The sequence below is a fragment of the Paenibacillus vulneris genome (assembly GCF_039543185.1).
Classification (GTDB): domain Bacteria; phylum Bacillota; class Bacilli; order Paenibacillales; family NBRC-103111; genus Paenibacillus_S; species Paenibacillus_S vulneris.
In genome coordinates this window covers 58790-79893 of the sequence record NZ_BAABJG010000036.1, presented here as the reverse complement: position 1 = coordinate 79893, position 21104 = coordinate 58790, and the positions used below count along the sequence as shown (strand labels likewise).

At 51.7% G+C, this 21104-nt stretch carries 19 protein-coding genes; 11 read left to right on the top strand and 8 right to left on the bottom strand.

The genetic code is table 11. The features are described from left to right. Positions 1-194: 194 nt before the first annotated feature. The 4 genes from ABEA66_RS28025 to ABEA66_RS28010 all read left to right on the top strand — a co-directional run bounded on the left by ABEA66_RS28025 (position 195) and on the right by ABEA66_RS28010 (position 4345). Entirely contained in the window at positions 195-416 is a 222-nt protein-coding gene (locus tag ABEA66_RS28025) for a DUF2905 domain-containing protein (RefSeq protein ID WP_079914067.1), read from the top strand. A gap of 241 nt (positions 417-657) precedes the next feature. Next, the gene (locus ABEA66_RS28020; protein ID WP_345592849.1) at positions 658-1785 is read left to right on the top strand and encodes a DUF3048 domain-containing protein; all 1128 of its coding nucleotides are present in this window, start codon (positions 658-660) and stop codon (positions 1783-1785) included. A gap of 103 nt (positions 1786-1888) precedes the next feature. Then, positions 1889-3169, top strand: a complete 1281-nt coding sequence (locus ABEA66_RS28015) for a Gfo/Idh/MocA family protein (protein WP_225948548.1) — start codon at positions 1889-1891, stop codon at positions 3167-3169. Between the two features lie 294 nt (positions 3170-3463). Next, a complete protein-coding gene (locus ABEA66_RS28010; protein WP_345592846.1) occupies positions 3464-4345 on the top strand; it encodes a glycoside hydrolase family 43 protein in 882 nt (293 codons plus the stop codon). 45 nt (positions 4346-4390) lie between these two features. On the opposite strand, the gene ahlS is transcribed toward ABEA66_RS28010, so the two are convergent. Then, positions 4391-5239 carry an AhlS family quorum-quenching N-acyl homoserine lactonase gene (gene ahlS / locus ABEA66_RS28005; RefSeq protein WP_079914071.1) on the bottom strand — a complete coding sequence of 283 codons (849 nt, stop codon included), beginning with the start codon at positions 5237-5239 and terminating at the stop codon, positions 4391-4393. Positions 5240-5355: 116 nt separating this feature from the next. Between ahlS and ABEA66_RS28000 the strand changes: the two genes are divergently transcribed. Beyond that, positions 5356-5730 carry a winged helix-turn-helix transcriptional regulator gene (locus ABEA66_RS28000; protein ID WP_079914072.1) on the top strand — a complete coding sequence of 125 codons (375 nt, stop codon included), beginning with the start codon at positions 5356-5358 and terminating at the stop codon, positions 5728-5730. 150 nt (positions 5731-5880) lie between these two features. On the opposite strand, the gene ABEA66_RS27995 is transcribed toward ABEA66_RS28000, so the two are convergent. From ABEA66_RS27995 to ABEA66_RS27975, 5 genes are all read right to left on the bottom strand, one after another. Next, positions 5881-7020 (bottom strand): Ger(x)C family spore germination protein, encoded by a 1140-nt coding sequence (locus ABEA66_RS27995; RefSeq protein WP_079914073.1) that lies wholly within the window; start codon positions 7018-7020, stop codon positions 5881-5883. After that, the gene (locus tag ABEA66_RS27990) at positions 7017-8501 is read right to left on the bottom strand and encodes a spore germination protein (RefSeq protein WP_345592842.1); all 1485 of its coding nucleotides are present in this window, start codon (positions 8499-8501) and stop codon (positions 7017-7019) included. Before ABEA66_RS27990 ends, ABEA66_RS27995 begins: the two co-directional genes overlap by 4 nt. Positions 8502-8545: 44 nt before the next feature. Then, positions 8546-9634: a GerAB/ArcD/ProY family transporter gene (locus tag ABEA66_RS27985; protein WP_345592840.1), complete on the bottom strand. Its 1089-nt coding sequence runs from the start codon at positions 9632-9634 to the stop codon at positions 8546-8548. A 290-nt stretch (positions 9635-9924) separates the two neighbouring features. Then, a complete protein-coding gene (locus tag ABEA66_RS27980) occupies positions 9925-10974 on the bottom strand; it encodes a hypothetical protein (protein WP_345592838.1) in 1050 nt (349 codons plus the stop codon). Continuing rightward, positions 10949-11539 carry a sigma-70 family RNA polymerase sigma factor gene (locus ABEA66_RS27975; protein WP_345592836.1) on the bottom strand — a complete coding sequence of 197 codons (591 nt, stop codon included), beginning with the start codon at positions 11537-11539 and terminating at the stop codon, positions 10949-10951. The genes ABEA66_RS27980 and ABEA66_RS27975 overlap by 26 nt, the downstream gene beginning before the upstream one ends. 203 nt (positions 11540-11742) lie before the next feature. On the opposite strand from ABEA66_RS27975, the gene ABEA66_RS27970 reads away from it, so the two are divergent. Together ABEA66_RS27970 and ABEA66_RS27965 are read left to right on the top strand one after the other, a co-directional pair. Beyond that, positions 11743-12381 (top strand): TetR/AcrR family transcriptional regulator, encoded by a 639-nt coding sequence (locus ABEA66_RS27970; RefSeq protein WP_192705130.1) that lies wholly within the window; start codon positions 11743-11745, stop codon positions 12379-12381. A 32-nt stretch (positions 12382-12413) separates the two neighbouring features. Next, positions 12414-12923, top strand: coding sequence for a DUF4188 domain-containing protein (locus ABEA66_RS27965; protein ID WP_079914078.1), 510 nt, complete (start codon positions 12414-12416; stop codon positions 12921-12923). Positions 12924-13018: 95 nt separating this feature from the next. On the opposite strand, the gene ABEA66_RS27960 is transcribed toward ABEA66_RS27965, so the two are convergent. Together ABEA66_RS27960 and ABEA66_RS27955 are read right to left on the bottom strand one after the other, a co-directional pair. Further along, positions 13019-13183 (bottom strand): DUF1328 domain-containing protein, encoded by a 165-nt coding sequence (locus tag ABEA66_RS27960; protein WP_079914079.1) that lies wholly within the window; start codon positions 13181-13183, stop codon positions 13019-13021. 53 nt (positions 13184-13236) lie between these two features. Further along, a complete protein-coding gene (locus ABEA66_RS27955) occupies positions 13237-13683 on the bottom strand; it encodes a YflT domain-containing protein (protein ID WP_079914080.1) in 447 nt (148 codons plus the stop codon). 321 nt (positions 13684-14004) lie between these two features. Here ABEA66_RS27955 and ABEA66_RS27950 point away from each other — a divergent pair, with 321 nt between their 5' ends. From ABEA66_RS27950 to ABEA66_RS27935, 4 genes are read left to right on the top strand one after another with little or no spacing between them, the layout of a single operon-like run. After that, the gene (locus tag ABEA66_RS27950) at positions 14005-15150 is read left to right on the top strand and encodes a SpoIIE family protein phosphatase (protein ID WP_079914081.1); all 1146 of its coding nucleotides are present in this window, start codon (positions 14005-14007) and stop codon (positions 15148-15150) included. A 31-nt stretch (positions 15151-15181) separates the two neighbouring features. After that, complete coding sequence (locus ABEA66_RS27945) at positions 15182-18862, top strand: response regulator (protein ID WP_345592829.1); 3681 nt, start codon at positions 15182-15184, stop codon at positions 18860-18862. A 44-nt stretch (positions 18863-18906) separates the two neighbouring features. Further along, positions 18907-19785 carry a CheR family methyltransferase gene (locus tag ABEA66_RS27940; protein WP_256865572.1) on the top strand — a complete coding sequence of 293 codons (879 nt, stop codon included), beginning with the start codon at positions 18907-18909 and terminating at the stop codon, positions 19783-19785. A 36-nt stretch (positions 19786-19821) separates the two neighbouring features. Further along, a complete protein-coding gene (locus tag ABEA66_RS27935; protein WP_345592824.1) occupies positions 19822-21012 on the top strand; it encodes an ATP-binding protein in 1191 nt (396 codons plus the stop codon). The last annotated feature ends 92 nt before the right edge of the window (positions 21013-21104 follow it).

The window sequence follows — 21104 nt, the reverse complement described above, 5'->3', positions numbered from 1 at the left end:
ATGTGCAGCAAGCCCGCTGCCGGCAGATGCCGGCAGCGGGTTTTTTCATATTGATTTCGGGGTTCTCCACAAAGCACCTTATTCAGCTTAGATACCGAAGGCGTCTGCTTCTTGGGTTTATTTTGGTTTTTTGGGAAACGATGATAAGATAGAAGCATAAATTTGAAGGGGAAAAAGGAGTCTGAACGAGTCCGATGAATCCTGTTGCCAAATTGCTCATTATCGGCGGCGCGGTCATGATTGTCGCAGGCCTGCTCTGGGCGGTCGGAAGCAAGTACTTGCAGCTGGGCCGGCTGCCCGGCGATATTGTCGTGGAGAAGGAAAACTTCAAGTTTTATTTTCCTGTCGTGACCTGCATCGTCATCAGCGTCGTTTTGTCACTCATTATGTATGTGATTCGATGGTTTTCGAAATGAGTGGAGGATGCGGCGGAATACACGGAATACCGAGAACGACGCTCACCATGGAGGTTGAGCGCTATTTTGCATGATCAAGCGGAGAAAGCGGGTTAAATAGATGTTGTTATGTGAAAATGTTCACAATAAAACAAAAACAGGAAATAGTTTGCTTGAGGGTAAATAGAGGGATAGAAGCTAGCATCATTTTGATGAAAATCCATTCTATTATCGTCCTTAGTAGAATATAGATTAGTAGACAATGGTTATCCGAGGTGAAAATCTTATGATTCGTATACGCAACAATCCCGCTTCGAGCGGCAGGCCTCGCAGCGGCCTGCTGCTCGTGCTCGCGTGCAGCCTGCTGACAGCATCGGCAGGCTGCGCCGCCAAGCCCGACGCCGCGGCGCCCGGCGTCGATGCCGGCTCCGCCGCCGCCGTGACCCAGCCTCACGGCGGCGGCGAGACGAACCTGCCGACTGCGGCGCAGCAGTCGGCGGGGTACCGCTTCCCGCTGACAGGACTGGTCAGCGGACAGCCTGCCCATGACCGCCCGGTGGTGGTCATGGTGGAGAATGCGCCGCAGGCCCGGCCGCAAAGCGGACTCGATCAGGCCGATCTCGTCTACGAGATCCTGGCCGAGGGCGAGATCACGCGGTTTGTGGCCGTGTATCAGGCCCAAGCGCCGAAGGTGATCGGGCCGGTGCGCAGCATCCGGCCGTATTTCGTCCAGCTCGGCGAAGCGCTGGACGCGGTCATCGTGCATGCGGGCTGGAGCCAGGATGCCATGGACCTTATCGCCGAGCATAAGCTGGAGCACCTCGATGAGGTATACGGCGACGGAGCCTATTATTGGCGGTCCGGCGACCGCAAAATGCCGCACAATCTGTACACCAGCATGGACAAAATCCGCCAGGGCATAGCGAATAAAAAATTCCGCACGGAGTGGAAGGAAGCGGGACTCTCCTACGCTTTTGCGGCAGGGAAGCCGGAGCTTGCCACCGGCGGCAAGCCAGCCGCGAAAGCAACGATTCACTATATTCGCGGGTATAATGTTTCCTATGAGTATGACGCCGAGACCGGCTTGTACAAACGGTTCATGGAAGGAAAGCCCCACAATGACAAGGAAACGGGCAAGCAGCTGACCGCCGCCAATGTCCTTGTATGTGAGAGCAAGCATCAGGTGCTCGATAACGAGGGACGCCGCGATGTTGATGTAACAGGCCCGGGCAAGGGATATTTGCTGCAGGCCGGACGGATGAAGGAAGTGACATGGGAGCAGCACAACGGGATGATCCGGGCCTTCTCGGAGGGCAAGGAGCTGGCGATGCTGCCCGGCCAGACCTGGATACAAGTCATTCCCGAAGGATGGGGAGTGGATACGCAATAACATGATTGAATATTTCAAAAATAATGATTGAATCCATCATAAATCTGCGTTATGATTGCCTCGTAAAGATGTTATCCAACGTTGAATAAAGGAGAGGATTCGGTTGGCTAATGAAGTGTCAGTGCCGCTTTCCGCGGTGTTAATAGGAGCGGGACAGCGATGTATGATCTATGCTTCCTATGCGGAGAAGCATCCGGAGCAGCTATGTATTGTCGGTGTCGTGGAGCCGGATGCCGAGCGGAGGAAGCTGGCGGCAGCGCGGTTCGGCATTGCAGACGACCGTTGCTTCGATACGGTGGAGCAGTTAGCAGCGCTTCCCCGCATTGCGGATGCGGCTATTAACGGAACGATGGACGAGCTGCACGTGCAGACGACCATTCCGCTCCTTAGAGCCGGATATGACGTCCTGCTGGAAAAGCCGATCGGCGTAACCGAAGAAGAGGTTATGGAGCTCAAGCGCACTGCCGATGAGCACGGGCGCACGGTCATGATCTGTCATGTGCTGCGTTACGCTCCTTTTTATACAGCAATTCGCGAGCGGATTGCCGCCGGAGAGATCGGGGAAGTGGTGAACATCCAAACCTCCGAGCATGTCAGCTACCACCATATGGCCGTATCCTTTATCCGCGGCAAATGGGGATCCCAGGAGCAATGCAAATCGTCCATGCTCATGGCCAAATGCTGCCACGATCTTGATTTGATTACTTGGCTGAACGGAAATGCGCGGCCGGTCAAGGTCAGCAGCTTCGGAAGCCTTTCCCATTTCCGTTCCGATAAAGCTCCGGAAGGAGCGGGAACCCGCTGTCTGACGGATTGCCGGATTGAAGAATCCTGTCCGTATTCGGCCAAGAAAAATTATATTGACCAGGGCCGCTGGGGCTTTTACGTGTGGAACAACCACCACTTGGGGGCGAAGCTGACCACCGAGGAGAAGCTGGAATCGCTGCGCACCGATAATCCGTACGGGCGCTGCGTATGGCATTGCGACAATGACGTTGTGGACCGTCAATCCGTCATTATCGAATTCGATAACGGCAGCACCGCTTCGCATAACATGATCGGCGCTACTCCCAAGGCCTGCCGAATCCTCCATATTATCGGTACGAAGGGCGAAATCGAGGGGGTTATGGAGGACGGGCATTTTGTCGTCCGCCATCCGGATCCGAGACCGGGACAGGGCTATACCGAGGAGCATGTGAATATTAACATCACCGATGACGGGCATGGCGGCGGTGATTTAAGGCTGGTCGAGGATTTTGTCAAAACGCTTCGCGGTGACCAATCCTCCGTCATGTCGACGACGCTCGATCAGTCCATTTCGGGCCATACCATCGGATTTGCCGCCGAACGTTCGCGGCTTGAGGGACAGGTCGTATTCCTATAGCTGTTTTTTGTAATATAAATGAAATCTATTTTTCATCTTAGATTAATGTTGCAAGCCTATAATAATAAACGACCCCCCTTTTCATATAAATACATTGGATAAGATCCGCAGCCACCGTTTGGTATGCGGGTCTCTTTTTGTTTATTTAGTCCAAGGGCATCTTCACATCCGAGCTTCACTTGCCCGGAAGGATGCTGCAATAATTTCCAGTTTGGAAGTATAATAAAGAGGAATATTGGAAGTGTTAGAAGCTAACCAATGACACTACAGCCGAGCCTGGAAAGGGAGAATAGGATGAAGAGACTGGATGATATTCATCTTCGCGATCCGTTCATCTTGCCCGTAGAGCAAGAACGGAAATATTATTTATACGGCACCTCGGGGGAAACCGCATGGTCCGGGAAGCCGCAGGGCTTCGACGTCTACATAAGCGATGATTTGGTGAATTGGGAAGGGCCTTACCCTGCGTTTCGGCCTGAGGCCTCATTCTGGTCGGACCGTCATTATTGGGCTCCCGAGGTTCATGAATGGAAAGGCAGCTACTATATGTTCGCAAGCTTTAAATCAGAGGAACGCTGCCGCGCGACGCAAATTCTTGTATCGGAACGTCCGGAGGGCCCTTATAAGCCGCATGGCAGCGGCCCTGTGACACCCGAGGATTGGGAATGTCTTGACGGCACGCTATATGTGGACCGGTCCGGAGATCCCTGGATCGTGTTCTGTCACGAATGGGTGCAGGTTAAGGACGGTGAACTATGCGCCATGCGGTTGTCCCCCGATCTGACCGAAGCACAGGGTGAGGTCATGACGCTATTCAAGGCCAGCGAGGCTCCCTGGGTAAAGCCAGTCCGGGATGGGGACACGTACGTAACGGACGGCCCGTTCTTCTACAGCTCCAGAACAGGCGAGCTGCTGCTCCTATGGTCCAGCTTCGGGGAGCAGGGCTACGCAATAGGGGTTGCTCGTTCTTTGAACGGGGATATCAGCGGCCCCTGGGTTCACGATCCGGAGCCGATTTACCGGAAGGACGGCGGACATGGGATGCTGTTCCATGGCTTGCTGGGCGGGTTGATGCTCACGATTCATTTGCCGAACAAAAATCCGAATGAGCGCCCTCATCTATTTCCTGTAGAAGATTGCGGAGACACACTCAAGGTAGGGGCCGCGATCGTCTAGCCGTTAAAAAGTATGCAGACCCTCAGGGAGCCTGAAGATACCTTCCTATTCGTAGTATCCTTCTGTGGATTTGCGTAATTGGTTGAATTGATCCGCATCATGCCCGAACCATACTTGGGAATTCGTTCGGGCAGCAAGCGTGCGGACTTTCTCAACCGAGTTCCGGTAGCCTATCAAATCGTATAAAATGCCTGGCGGCTTGACGGGGGGACCGTAGCTCTCCGCCGTATAGATGGTATCGGAAGCGAGGATGATCCCGCCTGTTTCCGGCATATCTATGTGCAATCCTAGCATGCCCCAGGCATGGCCGCTCCCAAAGTTCATAACCCTGATGCCTTCTGCCAGCTCCAGGTTGTCTTCATTGCGTTTGACGGTCCGCCATTGCAATTGGTTTTTGATCCAAGCATCGATGTCCGCCCATACATAGGCACCTTCTTTTTCGTTGCGAGCATAGCTTTGCAGCGCGCCATTCAGCTCATCTTCATGGACGATGATCGTAGCGTTCGTGAAGATCTCCAGGCACCCGGCATGATCCAGATGCAGATGGGAGGCAACGACGTACTTGATTTCCTCCGGTCTGATTTGGAGCTGTTCCAGCCGATGATGCAGGTAGCATTCCTCGCTCGCTGCCCAAGGGGACATTTGCTGAGTAGATTGGGCCCAGCGTCCTTCGCTGCCCATTGAATTCGGGTTGCAAGCCGTATCGAACAAAATTTTTCCTTCCGGGTGATCGATCAATACCGTATAGATCGGAAATTCTACGAATTGTGCCGGTGGATTAGGATTGCTGACCGTAGCTGGATTATGCATGGCGATAATCCAGTTTTTATCCATACGCATACGTCCGTTATCCATCACATACAGCTTTGGGCGGGCTTTAATAATATTCGTCATGTTCATTTCCTCCTTTTTTATCCTGTGCTAGACATACAATAATACATAAACTAAACTTAAGTAAGTAGGCACTTTAAGGTGTCCTGGGAACTTTGAAGTGTACAGGAGGGGACCATTTGACATCTTCAGCCAAAACAAAACAACCCGATATCTCGTTGTCGATATGCGGCTACAGCAGAGTTCTTGAAATCATTTCTAACAAATGGACGGCACTTGTCATTTATGCATTGGAAAACGGAAGCATTCGATACGGAGAAATGGAAAGAAGAATCGACGGTATTTCCAAAAAAATGCTTACTCAAACGCTGCGGAAGCTGGAATGGAACGGTCTGGTCCAACGCCATATTACAGCAAGCGTACCCCCAACCGTTGAATATTCGCTCACTCCTTTAGGGGATAGCTTGCTTCAACCGATGAGAGAGCTAAGACAGTGGGGTAGGGAAAATTACTGGCATGTCGAAGCGGCAAGAGCCAATTATGAGCAAACATAAGGCTGCCGACAATTACTTATAACAGCAACAGACCTTCCTTATAGCAGGAAGGTCTGTGTTTTTTCTCTCGATAGGGAGGTCCCGCCTGAGCTGCGACACAATACGTCGAAAATCCCCCCAGACTGCTTTTATCTAGGCCCCCGTGAACGTTTATTTCTTCTCCTTCAGCATGCCGGAATGCAGCAGCTTGAGCTGGATATCGATTCCATCCAGGGAGCTCTTGTCTAAAGCGAGCTGATCCTCCGACATCCTTTTCCAATCCTTATAATGCTGGAGGTAGAGGGCATATTGGAGCTGAAGGACATCGGCATGGATAGCGATTCCCTTTTCATAAGTGAACCGGATTTCGTTCTCCATCATTTTTTTGGCTGCGGCAACAAGCTCCTTTTCCGGCGTATCGCCGAACAATTCCACGACATTCCCCTGCAATGAAATCCGCAGATGATATTGGGGACGGCCTGACGCCTGCTTTACATCAATATGGACCAACGGATCCTCGAGCGATACGACTCCAAGTAATTTTCCGTTCTCTTGCACTTTCAGCGGGGAACGGACCGTATTTCCGATAACCCAGCGAAGCCCCTTCAAATCTTCATGTTTTAAGGCTCCTTTGATTTTTTTGCCGCTCATGATGAATGCCCCGTCCCAGGTCAGCTTCGGGTCCGGTTTTTCGGATTTTTCCCATTGGTCCGGATTGATAGAAAGGATAGGCAGGATGACTGTTCTTGCGGGCTCGTTGTAATCCCCTAAGAAAGTCATGTACTGAATCGGAAGTATCCAGGAGTGCTGCATATAGTTGGCGGCCGGCGAATGTGAAATCGTATCGCGCGGAGACAGATTAAAGAAAGCGGGCGCGTTCATGATTTCGGTTATAGGCTGCTTGGTCGCGAACACCCATGGGGTAAGCCGAATTTCCCGAAATCGGGTCAGAGCGTCCACATACCCTCCCGGCCATTGCTTGAGCGCCTTCTCCCCGATAAAGATAGTAGTTACGTGACTCCATACCATTCTTTGCTGTGCCGTATTATAGAGGTCATTCATGGCCAGGTTCAGCGATTCTCCTATTCCTTTGCCGACCCAGGTCTTTGTCCCTCCCCTGCTCTCAGGGCTTTCCTGCTTCGCAATTGCGGAAAATTCCAGGAGCTGCGCATAAACGACGTAATTCGGTTTCTCGTAATCCAGCCCGATGGCGGAGATATAATTGATCTTTTCCACATTTTGGGCATCCCAGCAGCCGGTGATGAGCGCCATGCCGACAAGAAGAGCTGCCATGATCGGTATCCGTTTCATTCCTTACTCGTACCTTCCCGGGTGGAATCGATGGTCTCCAGCATCCCCGGTCTGCTTTTCTCAGCGCTCCATGGAAGTGCCAGCAGGGCAGGAATCAAGCCCCGGAAGGTAATAGGAGATAAGGGGGCAAGATAGGGAAGACCGAAGGAGCGCAGACCGGACAAATAGACGACAATAAAGAACATGGAGATGAAGAAGCCGAACAACCCCAGTATAGAGGAGCACACCAGCACGAAAAGTCTGAGCACGCTCACGGTTCCGCTTAAAGACTGGTTGACCAAAGTAAAGGTGGCGACAGCGGTCACCGAGGAAGCAATCAGCATGGTGGGTGAAGCCAGCCCGGCCCGGATGGCCGCGTCCCCGATAATAAGTCCTCCCACGACGGCAATGGTTTGTCCGACGGCCTTCGGCAGCCGGATGCCGGCCTCCCGGAAGATCTCGAACAAAAACAGCATCAGAAGCGCTTCCAGCGGTGCCGAGGTGGGCAGCCCTGTACGAGAGGTCACCACGGTAGCCAGCAGCGGGAATGGGAGCTGCTCCATATTGAACGTGCTTAAGGCAACCCAAAAGCCGGGAACAAAAATGGCCACGAACAAGCCGATGAGCCTTAGCGCTCTTTCAAAGCTGACAAAGTAAAAGGTGAGGTGCAGGTCCTCCGGCGATTTGAGCTGAGACGTCAGGTTAGACGGCGCGATCAGAGCCATCGGGGAACCATCCACCAAGACGGCGAAGCGGCCCCGGAGCAGGGACTCGGCAATAAAATCGGGCCTTCCTATATAGTCGATCAGTGGAAACAACGAATAGGACCGGTCGGATAACCCTTCCTCCAATTGGGCGCTGCTTAGAAGGGCATCGACACAGATGTTATTGAGCCGGTTGCGCGCTTCCTGGATCGTATTCGGATTGGCAATATCGCGGATGTACATTAAAGACACCTTGGTCCGGCTCCTTGTTCCTATTTCGAAAGGCTCGTTGCACAAGGTGGGCGTCCGCAGTCTTTTACGTATTAAAGCGACGTTCGTAGAGATTTCCTCTGTGAAGGCATCCCGGGGGCCTTTGAGTGAAATTTCCGTGGCTGATTCTTCCGGATTCCTCTGCGGGATCTGCGGAATAGAGACGGTGTAAACCAGGGAGAGGGCTTCGAAGACAATGACAAGATGACCGCTGAACAAGCGCGTAAACAGGCTCTCGTCCGACCGTATCGATTCCAGCTGGAGCAGGCCGCCCAAATGATCCGTGATGGTCTCCCACTTCGAATGCTCCTTGATGCAGACGGTGACATTGGGGATGACCCACTCTTGCAGCTGTTTGGAATCGATCATTCCTTCGCAATAGACGAAAATGACCTTGGGGCAAGCCGGATTGGAATAGGTATGGGCGGTAATGCATATATCATCGGAATGGGCGAAATAGGAGCGAAGCGTCTGCTCATCCCAGCGTGTCAGCATCTTGGAGGGCTTGCTTCGGGTTAAAGGGGACATTGTACGCCTGTCTTCCATCCTGCTGCGTATCCAATGAAGAAGGTTCATAGGCTTCGTCCTTTCTGCCTGCTTTTTAGAGCGACAAGGGTGATAAGAACTAGCGAGATCACAAGTGCCGCGTAGAAGGTTACCGCGTAATAGTTGTGAATGTAGGCGACGAAAGTCATGTCGCTGACCGGCAGCATACATAGAATAAACAAGCATAAGCTGATCAGATTAATCGATAATTGGCGTCTCCGGGGCAGTCTGATCTGGAACAGCTCGACGATCAGAAAGATCGATAGCGCGATGCGGATGAAGCTTCCGGAGAGCCACTGATAGATAGAGAAAAAGTCGACATGGGCGATGTACTCGCCAATTGTGACGAGCCTCCACTGCTCATAGGCAGGGTAGCGCAGATTGGCGGCCTCCTCCGGGCCGAAGGCGGCAATCGAGCCTGTCAGCGGGCCTAGAGTCAACCCGCAAATGACGGAGAGCAGCGCAAATAAATGGCCCCATTTGAGGGGACGGCTTAATAAATGCTGCATAAACAAGATGATGATCAGCTCGATAAATCCGCCGCCAATATAAATCGTGCATTGGGCAATGGCGGACAGCTGGCTTGTCATCATCGGAAACAGCAGATTATATCGCTTATATTGAAAGTTAGCGGCCATGACGAAATAACCGAGCACGATGACCATGGGCAGAAGGATGCCCGCCGCAATCGCAATGGATTGGATGCCTTTGCTAGCGGTATAACAGCTGAGCAGAATCAGAGCGGCAGCAATAATGATTACCGGAGTTTGGGGTAAATACGTTACTTTGGTCCAGGTTACCGTTTCTTTCAGTGAAATGAAGGCGATGCATCCTATATAGATAGCGGCTGCAAATTGTATGAATCGTGTAAACCAGACTCCCGTATGGTTCTTGAGCCAATCGACAAGATTCGCTTGCCTTGTTTTTTTTGTTATGGCAAAAGGGATCCAAATCCAGGCTGCGAGCAGGATGAAGGCGGCAATGACGCTGATCCATGCATCCCGCTTCGCGGTTTGCAGAAGCAGGGGAATGACGGTAACATGATTGGCAAGTCCGACGGTCATGGTTAGTAGGATGCTTAGCTGCAGTATGGAAATTTGGTTGGACGAATTCATGTTGTTCAGCTCAGCCCCCTTATTCTCCCCTTAGAAGTGATACCCAAAAAAGGGATGTTTTACACCGGGAATTTGTAGAATGAGGTCAAAATAAATCTTTGATCAAAGCAGCAATGACCCGCAGGAGGGCATCTTTTTAAAATGCCTCCTACGGGCCACCGAGTCGGAGTTAAGGCTATTGTACTTCTATTCCTGCCCCACCTTTTAAGGCGGCAGCCGGCACACTTTCATTTTGAACAAGCAGGGCTCATCGCTTGCTTACAGCATTCACCCGTATGGCTCTTCCAACCTTACCATGGTGTTTCCGTTTTATGTTCGATAACCGGCAAAATTTTTGGCTCAAGAGCTTTTTTCATTTGTTCCTTTAAAGGATGGCTCTTAGGGATTTCCCCATTTTGTTCAGCTTGAATCTGTCCTTCAGCCTGCGTATTCGCAATCACATCAATCACTTGCTGTTTAGAGACATGCTTAGATGCTGCAATATCAACAACAGATTGCCCTTTTGCCAATTGCTGCTTTAATTCTGCTGGGCTCATGTTTAGTAATGAAAGCAGGTTTTCATCGTTCAAAAAGGCATCAGCAGTATAATCGGGCTTACCATTTGTGGAGAAGAAGCCTTCTACTTTCATGTTTGAAGGTGCAGTCTCACCGCCGATCAGAGAAATACTGATGGTATTGCCCTGGACAAAAGCCTGGTAGAATGGCGCTTTCGATCCCTTTTTGGTGTAATTTAACATCCATGTTTTTTGTTCCGGGTTCTCCATTTGCTCCATAGCAAACTCATACTCACCGATGCTGCCGTACATTTTATCAATAAGATCATCTACCTTGGTCTTGATTTCCTGATCCGTTAAAGCAGTGAGCGGCCTCTCCTTAGGCTCCCAATTCTCTTGAATCACGTGCTCGATCGCACCCGTAACTGCGTTGGTATGAAGAGTAATCTTTTTGCCGGTTCCACCTTTTTCCTGCAATGTAATACTGGTTTGGACACCTTGAACGCGGCTTGCATCGATAATCTCAAACGATTTTGTTACGGGCAATGCGCTGTACAGCTTCTCAAGTGCTGCCTTGCCAGCCTCATCCACCTTGACTTGTTCCGTAGTCATTGGTGTTCTAGTAAGCATTTCAATCAGGGGAGGGGCCGCAAATGCTGCAGTTGGAATCAAAATCGCAGCCGCAGCGATTCCGCTAATAAGTCGTTTTTTCATAGATAGTTCTCTCCTTTTTCGTTGCAAATATTGAGCATAGGATTGTTCTATGCGTTTGGAAATGGCCGGCGGGCATTCCATCGCTTCTGCTGCTTGATGCAGATGTTCACGGATTTTGCGTTCCATAGTCATGAAGCTGTTCCATCCTTTCCGGGGGGAGATTCCCTACATGTTTTCGAAGCGCCTGAAGGCCAGCATGATATCTGGACTTGACTGTACCCAGCGGAATATCGAGCAGTACTGCGATTTCCTCAAGAGTATATTCATGGAAAAAACGGAGGATAGTCACCGTTCGCTGCTTGTCGGTCAGTTTTTGAAGTGCCTGCAATATCTCTTGGTTAGTCCCCTCCGTCACCACAGCGGGGTGATCCCAATGATGCTCTTCCCGGGAGAAGATACGGATGCGTTCAAAAATTCGGAATCTCCGCCAGCCCTTGACTCGAAATCTCTGCACTTGACGGATGACCAATCCGTGCAGCCAGAAGTGGAATGGACGGTTCAGATCGTAGTTGGCAAGTGAGGTCCACATTTGCATATAGATCTCGTTCATGATGTCTTCCCGATCCTGCTGGTGATCCACCAGAAAGGAGACTGTGCGGTAGACGTCCTGATAGGTGGCGTCATACATCGCTTGAAACGCCTGTTGATCACCATCCTTCACTTTGGCGAGTAATTCGTACATGTATTCACTTTGCATTCAGAGGGCCCTCCTGAGTAAGCAGCTTACACCCTATATTGTCTCTGTATCCCAAAAAGGTTCGGTTCTATTTAGTTTTTAGTTTAGGTTATATTCCAGTGCTAATAAATATGGAAAAAAGATCAGAAGCTTTACTTGACTTAAAAAGTTAACTCGTGTTAATTTATTTATATGAGTTAACAAAACTTTGGAAGGAATTCATAATGGCAGAACAAAACGCTATACCATTGCGGGAGCTCAAGAAAGCCCGGGCTAAGCTGGCCTTGTACGAAGCGTGCCTCGAGCTTATCGGAGAAAAATCGTTTCGCGAGGTCTATTTGGAAGACATTTGCCGTAAGGCGGAAATATCGAAGGTCACCTTTTTTAAATTTTTTCCGCAAAAGGAGGATGTGCTCGTTTATTACATGCGGGTCTGGCTGACAGACCGGATGATCGAGCTGGCGGAGAAGCCGAAGCGGGGATTTGCGGCGCTGCGCCATATATTCGCTGACGTGGCAGAGCGCTCGAAGAAATGGCCCGGCCTGATGCTAAGCTTGATCAGCTTCTTGTCCGAAATGAAGATGCATCCGTGCATGCCGGAGCTTAGCGAAGCCGAAATTTATTTGCTGTTTCCCGAGCATAGGGAGATCGGCAGGCAGGACCCGAACCTGTTCGAGCTGTTTCGGCAGTTTGTAGAAGAGGCCCATGCAGATGGACAATTAAGAGAAGGCATAACGCCGGGTATGGCCGTACAAATGGCGTTTACGATTTTTTACGGGGCGTTTCTAACCGCGCATTTGTACCGGTCCAACGATGTAATGGGAGTATATGAGGCTCATCTGAAGCTATTAATGCGAAGTTAAGCTATAGAATAAATAAAAAGGATGTGGGTGCAATGTCAAAGGTTATACCGGGAAGATATACGGCCCAGATGGAAGGGTCCTTTGTCGTTTTTATGATTGGAATGCGCATTAACAAGCTGTGGGCCGTTCACAAGTGGCTGCCGGTGATGAAGGCGATGCCCAAGATGTTAAAGGAGCTGTATCAGCATCCGGAGCTCGGTTTTTTGTCGGCCTCTTATTTCCTATCCTGGCGCGGTTTGACGATAGTGCAGTATTGGCGGTCCTTTGAGCAGCTGGAGCATTACGCGAGGCATGGGGCTACCCATCTGGAGGCTTGGCGTGAATTTAATCAGAAGGTCGGAACGAGCGGTACGGTTGGTATTTATCATGAATCGTATTTGATCGACGAGGGCAAGCATGAATGCTTCTATAACAATATGCCGGTCTACGGATTGGCCCAAGCCGGCTCCCACCTTCCCGTGGCCAGACGGCATGAAAGCGCCCGCGACCGGTTGAGTTCCGGCCGCGGACACAAGCAAGAGAATACGGAAATTACCGGATAAAGCTGGCATGCAAAAGGAGCTGCTCCCGACAACTCGGGATCACAGCTCCTTTTGTTCATTTATCAAATGGAATGCCCTGAATGGGCTGTCTTGGGTCAGGCTGAAGGTCTACGCCCCAAAATCAGCGTGATGACAAACAGGATCAGGAACAGAACGAACAACACTTTGGCAATCCCCGCTGCGGCGGAAGCAATGCCAAGAAATCCGAAGATTCCGGCGATGATTGCAATAACCAGAAACAATAATGCCCAGCTTAACATTTGCCTCACCTCCCAATAGGATTCCGTTCATGTTGATGTCTTTAGCCTAAGCGTTATCGCATCGTGCCGTCGGGTCCAATACTGTCGGACATATAGAGGCCGGCGGGCGGAATAACCGGCTCGTCCCGATGGAGATTGCGGCGGCGGGCCTCCTCCAGATCATGGCGATCGATATCGTCGTACCATACCATGACAAGGATTTTTCCTTTGTCGAGCTCAGCCTCGAAATGATCGGCCTCCGCTTTCGTCAAGCCCAGCGAATGCATCTTGGAGCGCAATTGGTCTCCCCTGGAGCGGAACAAGTTCGCGAACGTATTCGCGATGCCTTCCTCATACAAGCCTACTTTATTGGTGTCCATAAGATTGGCCAGCCCTTCGGTGGTCTTGTCGTCATGAGCCAATACGTAGATTTCCTCCAGCGCATAGCCTTCCCTTCGGAAATCGCGAATGGCTTCGATTGCCTGCTCCTCTGTCATTACCAGCTTCACCTTGTTGTTCATGGTAATCCCTCCTAAGAGTTTTCGATTAGAAAACTTTCTTCGTGAGCACCTGCTGAGTTTTCGCTAGAAAACTTTCTTCGTAAGCGCCTACTGAGTTTTCGATTAGAAAACTTTCTTCGTAAGCACCTGCCGAGTTTTCGAGTAGGCACTCACTCGAGCTATCGAGCCGCCGGGAACGGCATGCCATTTTTTAACCGCTTGCCCCAGGAATGAAACAGGAAGCGAAGGTGATTCAATCCCGCGGAGATTGGTTACATAAATATAAAGTTCTATTTATAATAGAAAGCAAGTAAGACGCACAACGATAGGGGACTATTGACGATGAATATCGTAATCGTGGACGACAATCCCATTAACCTGATGGTGATTGAAAAAATATTGAGCAATACGGGGTATTCGCATTTTATCAAGCTGTCTTCCGCCGTGGAATTGCTGGACTTGTTAAATGTAGGGACCGGGATGGGACCCAAGGAACCGGTCGATTTGATTTTGCTGGATATGATGATGCCTGAGATAGACGGTCTTGAGGCCTGCAGACGCATTCAGGAATGCGAGGAGCTGAAAGACATCCCCATCATCATCGTGACGGCATTGGGAGACTCCAACCTGCTGGCGGAGGTGCTGGAGGCGGGGGCTTCGGATTATGTGATGAAGCCTGTCAACAAGGTGGAGCTGATCGCGCGCATACGCGTAGCGCTGCGCTTGAAGCACGAGAAGGACTGGCATAAGGAGAACGAAGCGCGGATCAAAAGCGAGCTTGAGCTGGCCAAGCAGGTGCAAAGCAGCGTGCTGGGTCAGCCGGTCCATACGGATAGGCTGGATATCAGCGCCTCCTACCATCCCTCCTATGAGCTGGCAGGAGATTTGTATTCCTGGTACCGCATCGATGACCACCGGTACGGCATCATTTTGCTGGATATGATGGGGCATGGCATTTCCTCGTCGCTTGTATGCATGTTCATTTCATCCGTCATGCAGGATACAATCACGCGGTTCGTCTCCCCGGATCTGGTTGTCGCCGAGCTGAACCGGTACATGAACCAGTTGAACAAACGGAATAACAACGGCTTCAGCTATTATTTTACGGCTATCTATCTGCTGATCGATACGGAGGCCCGGACTATCGAATATGTCAACGCCGGACATCCGCCCGGCATGCTGTTCGAGGAAGGGCAAGCGGTCCGCCTTTTGGATCAGGGAGGCTGTGCCGTCGGATTTTTCGAGCAAATGCATATTCAAAAAGGGGTGCTCGAATACAAGAGCCCGATTCAGCTTTTCCTGTATACGGACGGCCTGCTGGAGGCGCTGGAAGAGGAAGGGCAGGAGGAAACGAACCCGCTTATCAATGAGCTGTCCGCATGCAGCGGAGAGGAAGAGCTGTGCAGCATCATCGATCGGCTTCTGCCGCCTGAGGTCAGGAAGGAGCAGGAGGACGATATTTGCATGGTCCTGGTTCGAGCGAGGTAAAACGTCGGAGGGGCTGTAAGGAGAGAGTACAATGAAGATAAAAACAAAGCTGTTTCTCGGCTTCGGAACGCTGATGGTGCTGATGTTCACACTGGCCGGAATCGGGATTAACCGCTTGACGACGATAGACGAAAGCATGAAGGAGATTTACAGCAACCGGTACAAGAAGGTGCAGCTGACCGCGGAGCTTCACAACGGGACGACGGAGCTTGCCAAGTCGCTCGCTAATTTGCTGTTGATTGCCGACCCGGCGAAATCGACCCAAAGTCTGGAGGCGATTCGTTCGCAGAGCCTCATTGTCTCTAAAGCCCTTAGCCAAATGGATACCGAGTTCAAAGGGGGCATGGAGCAGTCCTTAGCGGCCGATATATCGAATAGCGGCAAAACGTTCTTGAAATACAAGGACGATGTCCTTCAGCTGTACAGGGCGGGCAAGCAAGCAGAGGCCAACGAGCTGCGAACCGCAGTCGGCGTCGGTTACCAGGATGATTTTGTAAGCAGCATCGGCAGTATGACCGATTACCAGGAAGAAGCGATGAAGCAGGCGCTGACAGCGGCGGAAGAAGAAAACAGCCGCGTTTATACGTATACGATGCTGCTGGCCATACTGAGCCTGTTGATCGGCATTGCCATCATGTTCTGGATTGTTCTCAGCGTGACCCGGGGATTGGGAATGCTATCGGGTATCATCTCGAATTTCGGATTGGAAAAGGAGCAGGGCAGATGGATGGGCTCCTATCGCATAGCGATTACGACAACGGATGAATTCGCCGATATCGCCCATATTTTTAATGAGATTGCTGAGGATTTGGAGGAGTCAACGGCCAATGAACGGAAATTAAGCCAGCTTAATGCCGATCAGGCTTGGCTCGAATCCCATATCTCGTTCATTTCTACGGAGCTTCAGAGTGTCCGGCGGTTCGAGGAGATGGGGCAGACGTTCATCGGCGAGCTCTGCCGCATCATTGGGGCTCACAGCGGGGCTATTTATATCGCCGAGAAGGAAGCGGGTCCCAAGCAGGATGCACTCCGTACATTGGAGCTAAAAGGAATGTATGCCCGTGCAGACGGGACGGAGCCGGTTCAACAGGTCATCCCCGGACAAGGACTTATCGGTCAATGCGCCTTGGACGGGAAGCCGATCGACCTCGCGGAGGTGCCGGCCGATTATTTGAAGATCCGGTCCGCCTTCGGAGAGGTGGCCGCGCTAACGGTAGCCATTCGTTCCGCTGTCTCTTACGATGAGGTTGTGGCTGTTTTCGAGGTAGCCTCTCTTCAGCCCTTCAGCCTGCTGGAGCTTCAGCTGCTGGATCGGCTCAGCGAGATCGTTGCGATAACGGTGCAGCGAATCCGGGCACAGCTGCGGGTAGAGGAGCTGCTGCGAATTTCACAGTCGTTGACGGACGAGCTGCAGAGTCAATCGGAGGAGCTCTTGACCCAGCAGGAGGAGCTTCAGGCATCCAACGAAAAGCTGGAGGAGCAGACCAAGGCTTTGCAAGCCTCGGAGGAGCTGCTGCAGCGCCAGCAAGAGGAGCTCGAAAGAAGCAATGCCGATTTGCTGCGCAAAACGAAGCAGCTTGAAGAGCAAATCCTCGAATCCGAAGAAATGAACCGGCAGATCGAGCATGCCAACGACGCGCTGGAGAAGCAGGCGATAGAGCTGACCTACGCGTCCAAATACAAGTCGGAATTTCTTGCCAATATGTCTCATGAGCTGCGGACGCCTCTCAACAGTCTGCTGATTTTGTCCCAGCTGCTGAAAGAGAACAAAGAGGGTAATCTTAACCACAAACAGGTTGAGTATGCCGAGACGATTTATACTTCGGGCAGCGACCTTCTGAAGCTGATTGACGATGTGCTGGATCTGGCCAAGGTCGAATCCGGTAAAATGGAGCTTCACACCGAGACGGTTGTCATCAAGGACGTGACGGACGCTCTGTACAAAGCTTTCGTCCCGATGGCCCGCAAGAAGAAGCTGTCGTTCGATATCCACATCGATGAAGGGACTCCGCAAGACATCGTGACCGATTCCCTACGCCTTCAGCAGGTGCTGAAGAATCTGCTTTCCAACGCATTTAAATTTACGTCCAAGGGAGGCGTATCCATTCATATTCATTCGCTGACGGGCGGCAGCCCTATGATCGGATTTACGATAGCGGATACCGGAATCGGCATTCCTGCTGATAAGCAGAGAATGATCTTCGAAGCATTCCGTCAGGCGGACGGCACGACGAGCCGCCACTATGGCGGGACGGGACTCGGCCTGTCGATCAGCAGGCAGATAGCGGGACTGCTTGGAGGCTGCATTGAGCTGGAGAGTGTGGAGGGCGAAGGAAGCCGCTTCACCTTGTACATCCCCCAAAATCATGAATCGCTGCTGAGCGAAGGCTATGCGCAAGCGGCTGCTGCCAGGGACGTCGAACCGCTCTTAGCGGAGCCGGTTCCGCCTATGGCTCTGTTGAGGCCGATGGAATCCGCCGCCATGCCTTCTGAGGAGACGCAGCAGCTTCCGGACGATCGAGGCTCTATTGAGGAGGGCGACAGGGTTCTGCTGATCGTGGAAGACGATATCCATTTTGCCAAAATCTGTATGGATACCGCCCGCGAGAGAGGCTTCAAAGTCATCGTCGCACTCCAGGGAGACACGGGACTCGAGCTGGCCAAAGCTTATAAGCCGGATGCGATCCTGCTCGATATCCAGCTTCCAGTGATCGACGGCTGGTCCATTCTCGTTCATCTCAAGAATGATGCCGCCACGAGGCATATCCCGGTGCATATCGTTTCGGTAGTGGACGAAATTCAACAAGGCTTGTCCATGGGAGCGATCGCTTATTTGCAGAAGCCTTCCAGCAAGGAAAGTCTGGAGCAGGCGTTCGCCCAAATCGAAGCCTTCCTGGCTAACGGCTTGAGACGGCTTTTACTTGTAGGCAAGGACGAGGACCATCGCAGCACCATAACCGAGCTGATCGGGCATGATGATGTTCAAATCGTCAGTGCATCGGGCGGAGCCGAAGCTTGGGACGAGCTGAAGAAGCAGTCCTTCGATTGCATGGTTATCGATATGGGACCGGCGGATCTGGCCGAGTTCGAGCTTCTGGACCGGATTAAATCCGAAGAAGGCCTGCGGCGTCTGCCTATTGTTATTTATACGCAGCATAGATGGGACAGCAAGGAGCGGCTCAGGCTCAAGAAATATGCGGAATCGATCATTATCAAGGACGTGAAATCGCCGGAGCGCCTGCTGGACGAAACGGCCATGTTCCTTCATCGGGTGGAGGCCCGTCTGCCGGAAGCCAAACGCCGTATTCTGCAAAAGCTTCACAGTAAGGAAGCGGTGTTCGCCGGTAAAAAGGTGCTCCTCGTGGACGACGATATCCGCAACGTCTTCGCCCTGTCGAATTTGCTGGAGGGCTATGATATGCAGGTAGCCTTTGCGGAAACGGGCAAGCAGGCATTGGAGCGTCTGTCGGAAAGCCCGGATATTGATCTTGTGCTCATGGATATTATGATGCCGGAGATGGACGGCTATGAAGCTATGCGCGCCATCCGCAGCCAGCCGCAGTTTGAGCACCTGCCTATCATAGCCTTGACGGCCAAGGCCATGAAGGACGATCGAGAGAAGTGTGTCCAGGCTGGGGCATCGGACTATATTACGAAACCGGTTCATACGGAGCAGCTGCTTTCCCTTATCCGTGTCTGGTTATGCAAGTGATGAGCGGTGCAGGAGAGAAGCGGAGGCTGGAAAGGAGAAGCAGTGTGAATTCGAATGCTTGGGTGGCAGACACAACTGTAGATGCGGAACCCCTTGGGGATGAGGAGGACGAACGTGAGCGAATAGAGATCGAGCTGCTGCTGGAAGGGGTGTTCCGCCTGTATGGATACGATTTTCGCCAATATGCCTACCCTACCCTGCGCCGCCGCATATGGCACCGGCTGTACGGGGAACGGCTGCAGACGATTTCCGAGCTGCAGAGCCGGGTGCTGCATGACAGGGCCTGCATGGAACGGCTCGCATCCGATCTGGTCATTCATGTCACCGAAATGTTTCGCGATCCGGGCTTATTTGAAGCCTTCCGCAGGAAGGTGGTCCCTCTGCTCCGGAAGCTCCCGTCGATCCGGATTTGGCATGCGGGCTGTGCTACAGGGGAGGAAGTATATTCCATGGCCATCCTGTTGCATGAGGAGGGCCTGTATGACAGGACGAGACTGTACGCAACGGACATGAATGAGGAAGTGCTCCAATATGCAGAACGGGGAGTCTATCCATTGAAAAAGATGCGGGAATACACCAAAAATTACATTAAGGCCGGAGGCAAGGAGGAGTTTTCCCGTTATTATACGGCATCCGGGGACAGTGCGACCCTTCAAGCCTTTTTGCGCAACAATATCGTCTTTGCCCAGCATAATCTGGTTACGGACCGCTCCTTCAATGAATTTCATGTTATTTTCTGCCGCAATGTATTGATTTATTTTAACTCCGGGCTGCAAAGCAAGGTGCATGATTTGATGTATGAGAGCTTGTGCCGTTCGGGCATCTTTGTGCTCGGAGACAAGGAGACGATCACGTTCACCAAGCATGCGGCCCATTATGAAATGCTCGATCCGCAGCAGAAAATGTATTGCAAGATCAAATAAGGATGCCAGCGATAACGGAAAGGAATGGGAAGCTGCATGAATGAACCGATTCACATCCTGCTTGTTGACGATCAACCGGAAAATCTTCTGGCTTTGGAGGCGATGCTTGGCGATCAGCCTTACCATTTGGTCAAGGCACATTCCGGTGAGGAGGCTCTTCGCTGCTTGCTCACCTATAATTTTGCCGTTATTGTGCTGGACGTACAGATGCCTGGCATGGACGGCTTCGAGACGGCCAAATGGATTAAATCCCGGGATAAATCGAAGGCAGTACCGATCATTTTCGTTACGGCGGCCTATCATGAGCAGGATCAATCCTTCACGGCGTATTCCGTCGGTGCGATTGACTACATGGTTAAGCCCGTCATGCCTCATGTGCTGCGCTCCAAAATCGAGGGCTTCGTTCACATTTACGTGACCCAGCAGCAGCTGCAAAGGCAGACGGCATTGCTGCAAGAACGGACCCGGGAGCTGCAGCAGGCCAAGGAGGAGGCCGAGAAGGCCGCGCGGGCCAAGTCGGAATTTCTGGCGGTCATGAGCCATGAAATTCGTACCCCTCTCAACGGAGTGCTGGCTATGGCGGATCTGCTGCTGGATACGCAGCTTTCTGGGGAGCAGCGGGAGTATGCCGAGACGATCCGCAAGAGCGGCGCCTCGCTGCTGACGATTCTGAACGACGTACTGGACCTGTCCAAAATCGAATCCGGTAAAATGGAAATTACCGAGGAGCTGTTTCATCTCCATTCCTGGCTGCAGGAGTCCGTAGGCCTCTTTCAGCTGGAGACGCGCAGCAAATCGTTGAATATCGCCTATGAGATCGATCCGCGGCTGCCTGAGCTGCTTGTAGGAGATGAATCCAGGTTAAGGCAAATTCTCGTGAATTTGCTCGGAAATGCCGTCAAATTTACGGAGAGCGGCTGCGTACACGTGTCGGTCAAAGAGCTGTCCCGCGAAACGGATCAATACGTGGAAATTGAGTTTGCCGTGCAGGATACGGGAATCGGCATTCCCGCCTCTAAGCGCGATATTCTGTTCAGGCCCTTTTCCCAGCTGGATTCCTCTACAACCCGCAAATATGGAGGTACAGGGCTGGGGCTTGCCATCTGCAAAAATTTCACCGAGCTGCTCGGGGGCAGGATTTATCTGGATACGGAATATACATCGGGAGCCCGATTTGTGTTTACGATACGGCCGAAAATAGGCTTGCTGGAGCATCATACCTTATAATTGCTGAAGCAAAACGATAGAAATCGAATACCTCTCCCTTATGTCAAAAGGGAAGCCATGACATGCCTATAACGAACCATAGGCTTTTTTTG

What these genes read in the sequence shown, in the direction of transcription:
- ABEA66_RS28010 (WP_345592846.1), top strand. Translation starts at nt 3,464, where the DNA reads ATGAAGAGACTGGATGATATTCATCTTCGCGATCCGTTCATCTTGCCC.
- ABEA66_RS27935 (WP_345592824.1), top strand. Translation starts at nt 19,822, where the DNA reads ATGAATGAACCGATTCACATCCTGCTTGTTGACGATCAACCGGAAAAT.
- ABEA66_RS27965 (WP_079914078.1), top strand. Translation starts at nt 12,414, where the DNA reads ATGTCAAAGGTTATACCGGGAAGATATACGGCCCAGATGGAAGGGTCC.
- ABEA66_RS27995 (WP_079914073.1), bottom strand. Translation starts at nt 7,020, where the DNA reads ATGAAACGGATACCGATCATGGCAGCTCTTCTTGTCGGCATGGCGCTC.
- ABEA66_RS27975 (WP_345592836.1), bottom strand. Translation starts at nt 11,539, where the DNA reads ATGCAAAGTGAATACATGTACGAATTACTCGCCAAAGTGAAGGATGGT.
- ABEA66_RS27985 (WP_345592840.1), bottom strand. Translation starts at nt 9,634, where the DNA reads ATGAATTCGTCCAACCAAATTTCCATACTGCAGCTAAGCATCCTACTA.
- ABEA66_RS27955 (WP_079914080.1), bottom strand. Translation starts at nt 13,683, where the DNA reads ATGAACAACAAGGTGAAGCTGGTAATGACAGAGGAGCAGGCAATCGAA.
- ABEA66_RS28020 (WP_345592849.1), top strand. Translation starts at nt 658, where the DNA reads ATGGTTATCCGAGGTGAAAATCTTATGATTCGTATACGCAACAATCCC.
- ABEA66_RS27950 (WP_079914081.1), top strand. Translation starts at nt 14,005, where the DNA reads ATGAATATCGTAATCGTGGACGACAATCCCATTAACCTGATGGTGATT.
- ABEA66_RS28025 (WP_079914067.1), top strand. Translation starts at nt 195, where the DNA reads ATGAATCCTGTTGCCAAATTGCTCATTATCGGCGGCGCGGTCATGATT.
- ABEA66_RS27970 (WP_192705130.1), top strand. Translation starts at nt 11,743, where the DNA reads ATGGCAGAACAAAACGCTATACCATTGCGGGAGCTCAAGAAAGCCCGG.
- ABEA66_RS27945 (WP_345592829.1), top strand. Translation starts at nt 15,182, where the DNA reads ATGAAGATAAAAACAAAGCTGTTTCTCGGCTTCGGAACGCTGATGGTG.
- ABEA66_RS27990 (WP_345592842.1), bottom strand. Translation starts at nt 8,501, where the DNA reads ATGTCCCCTTTAACCCGAAGCAAGCCCTCCAAGATGCTGACACGCTGG.
- ABEA66_RS27980 (WP_345592838.1), bottom strand. Translation starts at nt 10,974, where the DNA reads ATGACTATGGAACGCAAAATCCGTGAACATCTGCATCAAGCAGCAGAA.
- ABEA66_RS27960 (WP_079914079.1), bottom strand. Translation starts at nt 13,183, where the DNA reads ATGTTAAGCTGGGCATTATTGTTTCTGGTTATTGCAATCATCGCCGGA.
- ahlS (WP_079914071.1), bottom strand. Translation starts at nt 5,239, where the DNA reads ATGACGAATATTATTAAAGCCCGCCCAAAGCTGTATGTGATGGATAAC.